A 13181-nucleotide genomic window follows, 5' to 3' on the forward strand; every position below is an offset into this window, starting at 1 on the left:
GAATGTCCACCGAGCAACTGCTTAAAACCCCGCTGCACGCCCTGCACCTTGAACTCGGTGCCCGAATGGTACCGTTCGCCGGTTATGACATGCCTGTCCAGTACCCGCTGGGCGTGATGAAAGAACACCAGCACACCCGTGAACAGGCCGGTCTGTTTGACGTGTCGCACATGGGCCAGATTCGCCTGAGCGGCGCAGATGCCGCCAGAGCACTGGAAACCCTGGTGCCGGTCGACATCATCGACCTGCCTGTGGGCATGCAGCGCTATGCCATGTTTACCAACGAGCACGCTGGCATTCTTGACGATCTGATGGTCGCCAACCTGGGCAATGATGAGCTGTTTCTGGTGGTGAACGCCGCTTGCAAGGATCAGGACCTGGCTCATTTGCGCAAGCACCTGAGTGCACATTGCGAAATCCAGCCCCTGTTTGAAGAGCGCGCCCTGCTCGCCCTGCAAGGCCCGGCAGCCGTTGAGGTGCTGAAACGCCTGGCCCCGGAAGTGGCGAACATGACCTTCATGCAATTTGCCCCGGTCAAACTGCTGGGCGCGGACTGCTATGTCAGCCGCTCGGGCTACACCGGTGAAGACGGCTTTGAGATTTCAGTCCCCGCAGAGCAGGCTGAGGCACTGGCACGCCATCTGCTCGCAGACCCGCAAGTACAAGCTATCGGCCTGGGCGCACGGGACTCGCTGCGCCTGGAAGCCGGCCTGTGCCTGTATGGGCATGACATGAACGCCAGCACCACACCGATTGAGGCCAGCCTGCTCTGGGCCGTCTCCAAGGCACGTCGTGCAGACGGCCCACGGGCAGGTGGCTTCCCGGGTGCCGAAACCCTGTTTGCCCAGCAGCAAAACGGCGTTTCCCGCAAACGCGCAGGCTTGCTGCCGCAGGAGCGCACCCCGGTTCGGGAAGGCGCTGAAATCGTCGATGCCAACGGCACGGTGATTGGCTCCGTGTGCAGCGGCGGATTTGGCCCCACATTGGGCGCACCGTTGGCAATGGGCTATCTGGATATTGCATTCACCGCGATTGATTCAGAAGTGTGGGCCATCGTGCGCGGTAAACGGGTTCCGATGAAAGTCTCGAAGATGCCATTTATTACACCCCGTTATTACAGAGGCTAAGGTTCAAACTTAACGTTGGCAGTTACCTGTTTACGCTACTTGCGTAGACGGTAACTGCCCTGTTTAGACGGCAATCTTTCGATAGCGAAAATACAGCCTGAACTTGAACATAATTGAACCGCTTCATGTCATTTCCTGAAACTCCAAACACCCTTTATTACCTGGTATCGGAGGGCTATTGCCGGGGCTTGTTTTTTCAACTCCGGTTTCGTAGAGTTTGTTTACTGTGTTTGCATGGGTCGCTGGAATCGTGACCTGGGCAGTAGCTCTACGTTTGCTACAACCCGTTCGGCGTCTCTTACTTTCCTGCAACCCAGCACCAGTCCTCTTTCCCGTGAAAGTGGCTGTCATTCATTGTTAGCGTCAAGGAATTAAGAAATGTCCCAACGTCAGAGCGGTACCGTTAAGTGGTTTAACGACGAAAAAGGCTTCGGCTTCATCACTCCAGAAAGCGGTGCAGACTTGTTCGTGCACTTTCGTGCCATTCAAGGCAACGGCTTCAAAAGCCTCAAAGAAGGCCAAAAAGTGACCTTCATCGCAGTTCAGGGTCAAAAAGGCATGCAGGCTGACGAAGTTCAAGCCGAAGCCTAAGCTTCTCGCACAGAAAAGCCTCTGATGGTGCCATCAGAGGCTTTTTTATGAGCGCAATTCCGTAAGATGGCTTTTTTCCTGCGAGAGACCCCCTGCCATGTCGAAACTTCCTCTAAGCCCTCAAGGCGATTTCCCCGCCGTTGGTCTGGGGCGCCGCCTGGCAGCCATCTTCTATGACTTCCTTCTCTGCACGGCCTTGCTGATTGTCACCACCTTCATCTACAAACTGATCATGATGAGCTTCATCGGCGAAGCCAAGCTCAGGGCTTTATCGGAGTCAGGCGCACTGGATGGTGACCCTTTGCTTTCAACTCTTTTATTCTTCGTCCTGTTTGCCTTCTTTGCGAAGTTCTGGACCCACTCGGGCCAAACCTTGGGTATGCAGGTCTGGGGCGTTCGCGTGCAAAATGCTGATGGCAGCGCCATTACGCTGTGGCAGGCTCTGCTGCGCTTTATTGTTTCCATTGCCTCCTGGTTATGCTTCGGACTGGGCTTTATCTGGTCAATCTTCGATAAACAAAAGCGCACCTGGCACGACATGTACTCCAACAGCCAGTTGGTAAGAATTCCCAAGCAAAAGAAATAACCCAAACGAAAAAGCCCGTATCTCGCGATACGGGCTTTTTTTGCAACCCCGTCAGAGACGAGTCGAGTACGCCTTACTCGGCCAGTTTGAAGGTGATGAAGCTCGCACGGCCTTGACGCAGAACCCGCATCGACACCGAGCGGTTTTTCGGCAAGGCCTTGGCAATTTCAGCAAACTGCTTGGCATCGCTGATTGCCTGGTTGTTCAAGTGCGTAATCACATCGCCAGGCTGCAAGCCAATCAAGGCTGCCGGACCATCCTGCACATTCTTGATGACCACGCCGCCTTTGATGTCGTTGGCCCTCTTCTGCTCTTCGCTCAAGTTGGCCACCGCCACACCCAGGCGATTACTGCTCTGATCGGCACCCGCAGGCGAGCCAAACTCTTTCCCTTCATCAGGGATGGCACCAACGGTCAGATCCAGGGTTTTGCGTTTGCCTTCGCGAACCACTTCAAGAGATGCCTTGCCACCCGCCTTTAGCGCGCCCACAAGATGTGGCAAATCAGCTGACATGATAATCGGCTGACCATTCATGCTCAGGATCACATCACCTACTTGCAAGCCGCCTTTGGCGGCCGGGCCATCATCCAGCACCTGAGCGACCAGCGCGCCAGCCGGTTTCTCAAGCCCGAACGACTCGGCCAGATCCTTGTTGACCTCTTGAATCACGACGCCCAACCAGCCACGGCTGACCTTGCCGCCACTTTTGAGCTGATTGGATACATCCATCGCCACATCGATAGGAATGGCGAAGGACACGCCCATGAAACCACCGGAGCGAGTATAGATTTGCGAGTTGATACCGACGACTTCACCCGCCAGGTTGAACAGCGGACCACCGGAGTTGCCAGGATTGATTGGCACGTCGGTCTGGATAAACGGTACGTAGCTTTCATTCGGCAAGCTGCGACCGATGGCGCTGATGATGCCTTGGGTTACGGTGTGGTCAAAGCCGAACGGCGAACCGATTGCAACCACCCACTGACCGGCCTTGAGGTCCTGGGATTTGCCCAGCTTCAAGACTGGCAGGTTCTTGCCCTCGATTTTCAGCAATGCGACATCGGAGCGTGGATCGGTACCGATCAGCTTGGCTTTCATTTCGCTGCGGTCAGACAGTCGCACGATGATCTCATCAGCATCCGCCACCACGTGATTGTTGGTGAGGATGTAACCGTCCGGTGAAATGATAAAGCCCGAGCCCAGGGATTGGGCTTCGCGCTGACGCCCGCCCTGGCTTGGCGGAATGCTGCGCTCAAAAAAGTCACGCAAGCCTGGTGGCAAACCTTCCAGGTCGGGCATAGGCCCCATATTGGAGACTTTACGATCCGGGAGTTTTTGCGTGGTACTGATGTTCACCACCGCTGGCGAAGCTTGCTCGACCAGTTGTGTGAAATCAGGTAACTGAGCTTCGGCCAATGCCGGCACGGCCTGCCCAAGCATCAGTACGGCCGCGAAAATGGGTAAGTAAGATTTCAATCGAGGCATTGATATACAGCTCCCGTTGATAGCAAGCAGAATTAAACGGCAGGTCCAAAAATCAACGCTAGCATAGACCGCTTTTCGGACCCCTGAATGCAAACAAGGCCAGAGCCTTGATGGCTCTGACCTCTATATAAGGAATAAAAAACGTAAGGCAAGTCGTAATTCCTACCAGCTGTTTCAGCGCATTACTTGGACTTTACCTCTGGGGCATCCTTGCCGGCGCGCACCGAGAGAGCAATGCGCTCAGCAGTCCCCATCGGAATTTCGCCGACCACCGTCGCCATCATGTCCCCCTCAGGCGTAGTGAGATGCCGGGAAACTGCAACGGTAGGGCCCAACTGAACCCGGGCGTCAGGTACGGCTGAACCTTTCAAAGGCTCCAGAAACACCGAAAAACGCGTCATGCCATCATCATACAAAAGGCTGGTGACTTCAGATTTTGTACGTGGATCACGGCGTACAACGCTGCTGATCTGTTCAAAACCGGGCGGCAACCAGTCGGAATGCCAGGCATGGGTATTATCGGTGGCGGCAGGTGGCGTCTGCGCAGTGACAATCGGTCGACATTGAGCTGTCGGCTTGAGTTCATTGTCATTCGGAGGCGTCGTATCAAGGCTTGTAAACTGGAAGCGCTCAAGCAACTGCCCTTTGTCATTGAGCAACAATGACTTGAGCGGCAACCCGGTCTCACGGTCCAGATACAGTTCAAACCCGTAGCGGTGCTGGTCGCGGGGAGAGAGCGCAATTACGGCGACAGGCCGCCCCGCCACCCTTGAGTCACCGGTTTTCTCTACCGAGTACCAGTCGTTCAGGCGCGAGGTATCCAGCTGCCGGCTGGAGGGCGCAGAGATATCTCCGGGGGTGGGAATAACCTTGCCTGTGACACATTCGGTGCGCCCACCGGCACGAACGACTTCTTGCGCAGGGCCATCCAGTCGCATCAATCGTTCACGAACGTCCCCATCCTGCACACGGTGCCAGATGCTGTGGGTAGAAAAACTACCGTTGCGCTCGTAAACAAAAGTGCCTTTGTAGCTTTGCTGTTGATCAGCCTGCCCAAAGCGTTTAAGCCAGTTCTGGGCTTCATCTGCCTGGGCTGGTACGACAAACCAGCCGCTGAGCAGAAGAGGTAATAAGGGTAGGACGCGCATGTTTGTCCTTAACGGTCATCCTGGCTGGCAGCACGGGCATACGGCAGAGGGCTATCAGTCCCTTTTGACGCAGCCTGCTGGGCATGCTGGCGCAGGTAACCCGGCAAACGCTGATCATGCCAGCCAGGTTGGCCTTGCAAGACACCATTGGCCATCGGCCCTGTGCCTTGATCAGAGCTCTCGCTGTAGTTGGCCAGTACCGCAGGACCTTTAGCCGTTGGAGCACTCAGGCTTTGCTGGCTGTCTTGCTGAGCCAGCTGGGCACCTGCGATATCATCCTGGTTGTACAGTCTTACGCCTGCCAATACTGCAACAGTCACCGAAGCAGCGACAGCCAGACGGCCAATAGTACGCCACGGGCCACGTGTAACTTTGGCCGGGGTCTGCTCTTCGGCCAATGCCGCCGACACGGCAGATGCGATGTCCAGGCGTGGAATCAGCAGGTCCTTGTGCATCACAGCACGGGCCACTTGGTAGCGAGACCAGGTGTCACGCGTTTGTGCATCGTCGAAGGCATTCAATACCCGACGTAGTTCCAGTTCGTCCGCTTCGTTATCCATCACCGCGGACAGCGATTCCTGCAGGGCTTCACGACTCATGGCGGTTCCTCTCTTGGCTGTCGCCGCTGTCTCAGTTTTCCTGCAACAACGGCTGCAGGGCTTTATCGATGGCTTCCCGAGCGCGGAAAATCCGGGAGCGCACGGTACCCACCGGACATTGCATGACGCTCGCAATGTCCTCGTAACTCAGACCATCAAACTCACGTAAAGTTAACGCCGTTCGTAAGTCTTCTGGCAGTAACTGAATCGTGCGATGAACCGTACCCTCGATCTCATCCCGGAGCAAAGCGCGCTCCGGCGATTCGAGATCCTTAAGACCATGATCACCATCGTAAAATTCAGCGTCTTCAGAACTGACATCACTGTCTGGTGGACGCCGACCGCGTGATACCAGATAGTTTTTCGCCGTGTTAATGGCGATGCGATACAGCCACGTGTAAAAGGCACTGTCACCGCGAAAATTGCCAAGAGCCCGGTAAGCCTTGATGAAGGCCTCTTGAGCCACGTCTTGGGCTTCATGGGTGTCGTGCACAAAACGCACGATCAACCCGAGAATTTTGTGCTGGTATTTCAGCACCAGCAGATCGAATGCACGCTTGTCGCCACGCTGTACGCGCTCGACCAGCTGCTGATCCTCTTCCTGGGTTAGCATGAACACTCCTCATGGGACCAAGAGGAAGGTTGCTTTGCTAATTGAGCAGGCTTGCAAACATAGACTCGGGCTTTACGCAAAAGTTCTCTCCCCCTGGCAAGTTTCCTGCGCACTCGGATTTGGCACGCACGAAAACGCAGCTCGGGCATAGCCGGCTGCGTCGATAATCTTGTCGTTAAATTCTGCTGCCGAAGTCGAAGCTCAAACCCCGCATCGCATTCAACGCTGTTCTCCTGCATTCAGGGCAACCCTCTATGGAACCCCTGGACGTACGAAAAGTTCAAAATAATCGTACGAAGTCTTACCCTAGGATGCCATGAGAATGCGGCAGGGCACGAGCCCTGTTAAGCCCTGAAGGCCTTACAGTTAAATTGTGAAAACGACATGCAGACGCTTCAAGTCTGAGGCACACTTCGTGCCCGCTGTAGTTTCACATGCCACAAAGGCCCGGCTATTGTGCCGATCCCCCCCTCTATATACTAGTGGGCGCTTTTTTTGCGGACGTCAGAAGAATGAGCCAACATTTTCAACATGATGTGCTGGTGATTGGCAGCGGCGCTGCCGGTTTGAGCCTCGCGCTCACCTTGCCCGGCCATATGCGTATTGCAGTCCTCAGTAAGGGCGACCTGGCCAATGGCTCGACGTTCTGGGCACAAGGTGGCGTAGCCGCTGTACTGGACGACACCGACACGGTGCAATCCCACGTTGAAGACACCCTGAATGCCGGTGGAGGCCTGTGTCATGAAGACGCTGTGCGTTTTACCGTCGAACACAGCCGCGAAGCCATCCAGTGGCTGATCGACCAGGGCGTCCCCTTCACCCGTGATGAACCTGCCGATCCAGAACAACCGGGTTTTGAATTTCACCTGACCCGCGAGGGCGGTCACAGCCATCGGCGTATCATCCATGCCGCCGACGCGACGGGTGCAGCCATCTTCAAGACGCTGCTCGAGCAGGCACGGCAACGGCCGAATATCGAGCTGCTTGAACAACGCGTCGCGGTCGACCTGATCACCGAACGGCGCCTGGGCCTGGAGGGTGATCGCTGCCTGGGAGCCTACGTACTCAATCGCGCCACCGGCGAAGTCGACACCTACGGTTCGCGCTTCACCATCCTGGCTTCGGGGGGGGCCGCCAAAGTGTATCTGTACACCAGCAATCCGGACGGCGCCTGCGGCGATGGCATCGCCATGGCCTGGCGTTCGGGTTGCCGGGTGGCGAATCTGGAATTCAATCAATTCCATCCCACCTGCCTGTATCACCCTCAGGCCAAAAGCTTTCTGATCACTGAAGCCCTGCGGGGTGAAGGCGCCCATCTCAAGCTACCCAATGGCGAGCGCTTCATGCACCGCTTTGACCCTCGCGGCGAACTGGCCCCGCGGGACATCGTGGCACGGGCCATCGACCATGAAATGAAGCGCCTGGGCATCGATTGCGTTTATCTGGACATCAGCCATGAGTCCGAAACGTTCATCAAGACCCACTTCCCTACGGTGTACGAGCGCTGCCTTGCGTTCTCCATCGACATCACCAAACAAGCGATCCCGGTGGTGCCCGCCGCACATTACACCTGCGGCGGAGTGATGGTCGACGGCCATGGTCGCACCGATGTACCCGGCCTGTATGCCATCGGAGAAACCAGCTTTACCGGACTGCACGGTGCCAACCGAATGGCCAGCAATTCGCTGCTGGAGTGCTTCGTTTATGCCCGCTCCGCCGCCGCGGACATCCTCAACCAGTTACCGGAAATTTCAATTCCGGTTGCCCTGCCGAGCTGGGATGCGAGTCAGGTTACCGACTCGGATGAAGACGTGATCATTGCCCACAACTGGGATGAACTGCGGCGCTTCATGTGGGACTACGTGGGCATCGTGCGCACCAACAAACGCCTGCAACGTGCGCAACACCGCGTTCGCTTGCTGCTGGATGAGATTGATGAGTTCTACAGCAACTATAAAGTGAGCCGCGACCTGATCGAGTTGCGCAACCTAGCTCAGGTGGCTGAACTGATGATTCGCAGTGCAATGGCCAGGAAAGAATCTCGCGGGCTGCATTACACCCTCGACTACCCGAACATGTTGCCCGAAGCGCTGGACACTATTCTGGTGCCAGCCACCTACGCCGACTGAACTTCAGTCGCACGCGCAAGCGCCGGTGCTGATCCGGCGCCAGCGCGTCGCGGGGAATGCACACGGCCCGCACCCTCCACTCGTCACGCAAGCGAAAACGTACGATCACGGCCCCGGGCAACGCCAGGCTGTCGCGGCGCAATTGTACCGGCTGCCAGCCATCGGCCCGGCTGTACAACTGCCAACCATCGGCATCATGGCGCAAACCGGTAAAGGCGCTGCCATGGGTCAACCGAATGTGCCGTGGAAGGGTCCAGGCCCCATGCTGCAGGCACAACAAAACCCCGAGCACATGTGCCCAGAAAGGAACCGCCAGAAGGTAAATGGAGATCAGCGCCAGTGCCTGGGCTGCAAGATAGGCCGCCAGCAATTGCCCCGAGGCATGCCAGCGGCACTCGAAACACTTACTTGGGCTGGACACGATCCAGAATCATCCGGACCATGCGCTGCAGCTCAGGGTCTTCGGACTCGGAACGTTCCATGAACCAGCCGAACATGTCCTGATCTTCGCACTCGAGCAGTTTGCGATAGCATTCACGGTCCACGTCATTCAAGGTGGCGTACACCTCCTTGACGAAAGGTACCAGCAACACGTCCAGCTCAAGCATGCCGCGACGGCTGTGCCAATAGAGACGATTGAGTTCTACATCTTCGACCATGGAGCGCTCCTCAAATAGAGCGCAAGTATACAGGCCGATCAATCTTAGAACAGTCGGCTTTGGTCGGCCCCATCGATCCGTTGCGAACTACCCATTTGCAGGGCGCACCTCTATGATGTATCCCAGACTTTATTACCTGCGATGACTCATGGCCGACTCTGCTTTTTTCTGCACCCTGAACCACGAAGGTGTTCTTGCTGTTCGCGGCAACGACGCCAGCAAGTTTTTGCAGGGGCAGCTGACCTGCAACCTCAACTACCTGAGCGAAACTCGCTCCAGTCTTGGTGCTCGCTGTACGCAAAAAGGCCGCATGCAATCCAGCTTTCGGATTGTGCTTGAAGCCGATGGCTGCTTGCTGGCGATGGCGCGAGAGCTGGTTGAGCCACAGTTGGCTGACCTCAAGAAGTACGCAGTTTTCTCCAAGTCCAAACTGACGGACGACAGCGATAACTGGGTGCGCTTTGGCCTCAGCCAGGCCGACACGACCCTGGAAAGCCTGGGCATCCAGCTACCCGCTGAAACCGACAGCGTCGCACGGGCCAACGGCCTGATCGCGGTTCGCGCCTCAGCCGGGCGAGCGGAATTGTGGGGGCCGATTGAGCAGGCCGAAAGCCTGCTCCAGCACTTGAAAACACAACTGCCTGAAGCAGACCTCAATCAATGGCTGCTCGGTCAGGTGCGTGCCGGGGTCGGCCAGGTCATGGGCCAGACCCGTGAGCTGTTCATCCCGCAGATGCTAAACCTGCAGGCCGTGGGCGGTGTCAGCTTCAAAAAAGGCTGTTATACCGGTCAGGAAATCGTCGCGCGCATGCAGTATCTGGGCAAGCTCAAACGTCACCTCTACCGTTTGTCGCTCAACGCGGACAGCCCCCTTCCCGCACCGGGAACCCCGCTGTTCATACCCACTCACAGCAGTGCCATAGGCGAAGTGGTGATTGCCGCTCACGCTGAACAGGGCATCGAATTGCTGGCCGTCCTGACCACCGATGCCGCAGAAGCGGGCGACATCCACGTGGGAGACGTGCAAGGCCCTGAGCTATCGCTGCTTGATCTGCCGTATCAACTGGACCGCGATCGCGAAATCCAGCGCTGACAGTCACGCCTTGAAGGCAACACCCAAGGGTCTCATGGCGTTTCATCGCAAGCTGCATTGCGGCCACGATGAAACGTCAACAGAGCCTGGAGAGCAAAAATGAACACGCTGGCGCATAAAGTCCAGATGGACTTGATCAAGGCCATCAACAACGACGATCTGGTTTTACCCACGCTACCTGAAGTGGCGTTGAATATTCGCAAGGCTGCAGAAAACCCCGAAGTGAATGTCAGCCACCTGAGCAAAGTCATCGGCCGGGACACCGCCCTGACTGCGCGCCTGATCAAGGTGGTCAACAGCCCGCTGCTACGCGCCATCAACGAAGTCACCAATCTGCATACCGCCATCACCCGCCTGGGCGTCAACTACAGCAGCAATCTGGCGATTGGCCTGGTCATGGAGCAAATATTCCATGCCCGTTCGGAAGCAGTAGAAAAGAAAATGCGCGACGTGTGGCGTCAAAGCCTGGAAGTCGCCGGTATTTGTTACACGCTGTGCCGCCGCCATACCTCACTCAAGCCTGATCAGGCGGCACTCGGCGGGTTGGTGCATCAAATCGGCGTCCTGCCCATCCTGACCTACGCCGAAGAGCACAATGAACTGCTCTCTGACCCGGTTTCATTGAATCACGTGATCGAGAGCATTCATCCACTGATCGGCGACAAGCTCCTCGCGGTCTGGGAGTTCCCGGAAATGCTGCTGACAATTCCTGGCCAGTACCTGGACTTTACCCGTCAATCCAAAACCATTGACTACATCGATCTGGTGCAAATCGCGACGGTATTCATTGATCAGACCCGCCAGGTACCTTGCACCGGCGTCGAGCTCAGCACCCTGCCAGCCTTCAGAAAGCTGGGCGTCGAGGCCGAATGCCAACGCTTTCAGGAGGAACTGAACTCAGCACGCGGCATGTTTATTTAGCCTCGACACAGTCAACCCGGCTGGCGTACCCCATTCGCCGGCACGAAACTTACCCGCACTTTCAGCCCTCCTTTCGCGCCATCGTGCAGGCTGATTTGCGCCAGATGCGCACGGCAAATTTCCCCGACGATCGCCAATCCCAGCCCCGCGCCCGTCACCTGTTGATGACCCCGGTAAAAACGCTCGAATACTCGCTCGCGGTCTTCAAAAGGAATGCCTGGCCCATCATCTTCGACTTCCAGAATCGCGGGCAGGCTGACTCGCAAAATCACATTGCCCCCGGCCGGCGTGTGAGCCAGGGCGTTGTCCACCAGGTTGCTCAGCAACTCATGTAGCAAGATAGGCTCGCCGTGCAGCCAGACAGCCTGGTCGGCCTCGAGTGCCAATGCAACGCCCCGCGCATGGGCCAGCGGTGCCATGGCCATGCCCAGTTCACGGGCCAATTGACTGAGGTCGAGTAACTGCGCGCGCCCTTCAGCGATGGCTCGCGCGCCATTCTCGATACGGGCCAGCGACAGCAATTGATTCGCCAACTGAGTCAAACGATCGGTGTCTTGCACCGCCTGTTCGAGGGTGTTGCGCCAAGTCTGCGGTTCATATGCGCGCAAGCCAAGTTCGAGCCTAGCCTTGAGTACCGCCAACGGAGTACGCAGTTCATGCGCGGCATCGGCAATAAACTGCGCCTGGCGCTCAAATTGCCCGCGCAAACGTTCGGTAAAGTGATTGATCGCCCGCACCAGCGGTCGCAGCTCCCGCTGTACCGATACCGCAGGCAAGGCACGCAAGTCATCGGGTTCACGCTCTTCAACGGCCGTACGCAAACGCTCCAGTGGACGTAACGCAGCACTCACGGCAAACCACACCACCAACAGCGCTCCAAAGCCCAGCATACCCAGGCGCAACAGGGTGTCGGCCATTAAGCTTCGCGCCATCGCCACGCGAGCTTCGTCGGTTTCGGCGACGCGGATTTCTGCCATGCCATTCATCTCGGGCTCGGTAACGGCCTTCAGCAGACTCACGACGCGCACGTTTTGCCCTTGGTACTGGCCATCATAAAAACGTGCCAGTGCCGGATAGTCATCGGTACGCAGCGTACCGGGCGGCGGCGCAGGCAAGTTCTCGTAGCCCGATATCAGTCGCTGGTGAATATCATTGACCTGATAGTAAATCCGCCCGGCGCTATCGTAGGCAAAGGTATCGAGCGCAACGTAGGGAACGTCCGCACTCAAACTGCCGTCGCGTTGCGACAAACCGGCAGCGATGGTTCGTGCGGACGCCAGCAACGTTCTGTCATAGGCCGTATCGGCCGCTTCACGCCCATTGAAATAGGCACTCAGCCCGCTGGCCAGCATCAATACCACCATCAACAGCGTCAGGTTCCAGAGCAACCCCCAACGCAAACTGTCGAGTTTATGCATCGCGGCCTTCCAGCAAATACCCCAAGCCCCGGAAGGTCACGATCGCAACGGCCTGACCATCGAGTTTTTTGCGTAATCGATGAACATAGATCTCGATGGCATCAGCACTCGCCTCTTCGTCCAGACCAAACACTTGAGCCGCCAGTTGCTCCTTGCTCATCACCCTGCCCGGCCGGGCGATCAATGCCTCCAGCACGGCCTGCTCTCGCGAAGTCAGGGTCAATAGATCATCACCCAGAGAGAAACGTCGAGTACCAAGATCGTATACCAGCGCCCCGCAGCGCTGCTGCCGTTCGCCCCCCAGTACAGTGCGACGCAACAGGGCTTTGACCCGGGCCTCCAGCTCTGTCAGTTCAAACGGCTTGGCCAGGTAATCATCGGCACCGAGATTGAGCCCGTGAACCCTGTCCTTGACGTCACTGCGGGCAGTCAGCATCAACACCGGCAGGGTTTTGCCACGAGCACGCAAACGGGCCAGCACCTCAAAACCATCCATGCGCGGCAACCCCACATCCAGGATTGCCAGCGCATATTCTTCGCTGCTCAAGGCCAGATCCGCAGCGACCCCATCGTGCAGCACATCCACGGTCAAGCCGGTCCCTTTCAAGGCTTGGGCAATACTGTCGGCCAACTGCGGCTGGTCTTCGACCAAAAGAACACGCATGGGATTCACCTCATCTTTTCTTGTGTGGGCCAGGCCCTTCTATGCGCGGAGTGTACAGACGGCAGACAGGCTGTGAAGCCTGAAAACAGGGAAAGACAACTGAAAGGTTAGTGAAAGGTTGGCCGACTAGGATCCCGCAAAAGACAG

Annotated in this window: 14 protein-coding genes; 6 read left to right on the forward strand and 8 right to left on the reverse strand. The window is 57.0% G+C overall.

Going from position 1 to position 13181, the window contains the following annotated elements; translation table 11 throughout:
* The first annotated feature begins 2 nt into the window (after positions 1 to 2).
* From gcvT to AWM69_RS04590, 3 genes are all read left to right on the forward strand, one after another.
* The gene (gene gcvT, locus AWM69_RS04580) at positions 3 to 1127 is read left to right on the forward strand and encodes a glycine cleavage system aminomethyltransferase GcvT (protein WP_218725868.1); all 1125 of its coding nucleotides are present in this window, start codon (positions 3 to 5) and stop codon (positions 1125 to 1127) included.
* A gap of 378 nt (positions 1128 to 1505) precedes the next feature.
* A complete protein-coding gene (locus AWM69_RS04585) occupies positions 1506 to 1718 on the forward strand; it encodes a cold-shock protein (protein ID WP_048378963.1) in 213 nt (70 codons plus the stop codon).
* Between the two features lie 97 nt (positions 1719 to 1815).
* Positions 1816 to 2304: an RDD family protein gene (locus AWM69_RS04590; RefSeq protein ID WP_218725869.1), complete on the forward strand. Its 489-nt coding sequence runs from the start codon at positions 1816 to 1818 to the stop codon at positions 2302 to 2304.
* Between the two features lie 73 nt (positions 2305 to 2377).
* On the opposite strand, the gene AWM69_RS04595 is transcribed toward AWM69_RS04590, so the two are convergent.
* The 4 genes from AWM69_RS04595 to rpoE form a co-directional block, all read right to left on the reverse strand.
* Entirely contained in the window at positions 2378 to 3796 is a 1419-nt protein-coding gene (locus AWM69_RS04595; protein WP_218726010.1) for a DegQ family serine endoprotease, read from the reverse strand.
* A gap of 176 nt (positions 3797 to 3972) precedes the next feature.
* Positions 3973 to 4938: a MucB/RseB C-terminal domain-containing protein gene (locus AWM69_RS04600; protein WP_131652686.1), complete on the reverse strand. Its 966-nt coding sequence runs from the start codon at positions 4936 to 4938 to the stop codon at positions 3973 to 3975.
* Positions 4939 to 4946: 8 nt separating this feature from the next.
* Entirely contained in the window at positions 4947 to 5537 is a 591-nt protein-coding gene (locus AWM69_RS04605) for a sigma-E factor negative regulatory protein (RefSeq protein WP_218725870.1), read from the reverse strand.
* A 31-nt stretch (positions 5538 to 5568) separates the two neighbouring features.
* On the reverse strand, positions 5569 to 6150 hold the full coding sequence (rpoE, locus tag AWM69_RS04610) for an RNA polymerase sigma factor RpoE (protein WP_019411405.1): 582 nt from the start codon (positions 6148 to 6150) through the stop codon (positions 5569 to 5571).
* A gap of 512 nt (positions 6151 to 6662) precedes the next feature.
* Here rpoE and nadB point away from each other — a divergent pair.
* The gene (gene nadB / locus AWM69_RS04615) at positions 6663 to 8279 is read left to right on the forward strand and encodes an L-aspartate oxidase (RefSeq protein ID WP_131652684.1); all 1617 of its coding nucleotides are present in this window, start codon (positions 6663 to 6665) and stop codon (positions 8277 to 8279) included.
* Here nadB and AWM69_RS04620 read toward each other — a convergent pair.
* Entirely contained in the window at positions 8248 to 8700 is a 453-nt protein-coding gene (locus tag AWM69_RS04620) for a protein YgfX (RefSeq protein ID WP_218725871.1), read from the reverse strand. The genes nadB and AWM69_RS04620 overlap by 32 nt on opposite strands.
* The gene (locus tag AWM69_RS04625; protein ID WP_048363403.1) at positions 8684 to 8938 is read right to left on the reverse strand and encodes a succinate dehydrogenase assembly factor 2; all 255 of its coding nucleotides are present in this window, start codon (positions 8936 to 8938) and stop codon (positions 8684 to 8686) included. The genes AWM69_RS04620 and AWM69_RS04625 overlap by 17 nt, the downstream gene beginning before the upstream one ends.
* 148 nt (positions 8939 to 9086) lie before the next feature.
* Here AWM69_RS04625 and AWM69_RS04630 point away from each other — a divergent pair, with 148 nt between their 5' ends.
* The gene (locus AWM69_RS04630) at positions 9087 to 10031 is read left to right on the forward strand and encodes a folate-binding protein YgfZ (protein ID WP_131652682.1); all 945 of its coding nucleotides are present in this window, start codon (positions 9087 to 9089) and stop codon (positions 10029 to 10031) included.
* A gap of 99 nt (positions 10032 to 10130) precedes the next feature.
* Positions 10131 to 10952 carry an HDOD domain-containing protein gene (locus AWM69_RS04635; protein WP_131652681.1) on the forward strand — a complete coding sequence of 274 codons (822 nt, stop codon included), beginning with the start codon at positions 10131 to 10133 and terminating at the stop codon, positions 10950 to 10952.
* A gap of 11 nt (positions 10953 to 10963) precedes the next feature.
* On the opposite strand, the gene AWM69_RS04640 is transcribed toward AWM69_RS04635, so the two are convergent.
* Together AWM69_RS04640 and AWM69_RS04645 are read right to left on the reverse strand one after the other, a co-directional pair.
* The gene (locus AWM69_RS04640) at positions 10964 to 12370 is read right to left on the reverse strand and encodes a sensor histidine kinase (RefSeq protein WP_218725872.1); all 1407 of its coding nucleotides are present in this window, start codon (positions 12368 to 12370) and stop codon (positions 10964 to 10966) included.
* Positions 12363 to 13034, reverse strand: a complete 672-nt coding sequence (locus AWM69_RS04645) for a response regulator (RefSeq protein WP_131652679.1) — start codon at positions 13032 to 13034, stop codon at positions 12363 to 12365. Before AWM69_RS04645 ends, AWM69_RS04640 begins: the two co-directional genes overlap by 8 nt.
* Between the last annotated feature and the right edge of the window lie 147 nt (positions 13035 to 13181).

The organism is Pseudomonas sp. D1HM (assembly GCF_019266105.1).
GTDB lineage: Bacteria > Pseudomonadota > Gammaproteobacteria > Pseudomonadales > Pseudomonadaceae > Aquipseudomonas > Aquipseudomonas taetrolens.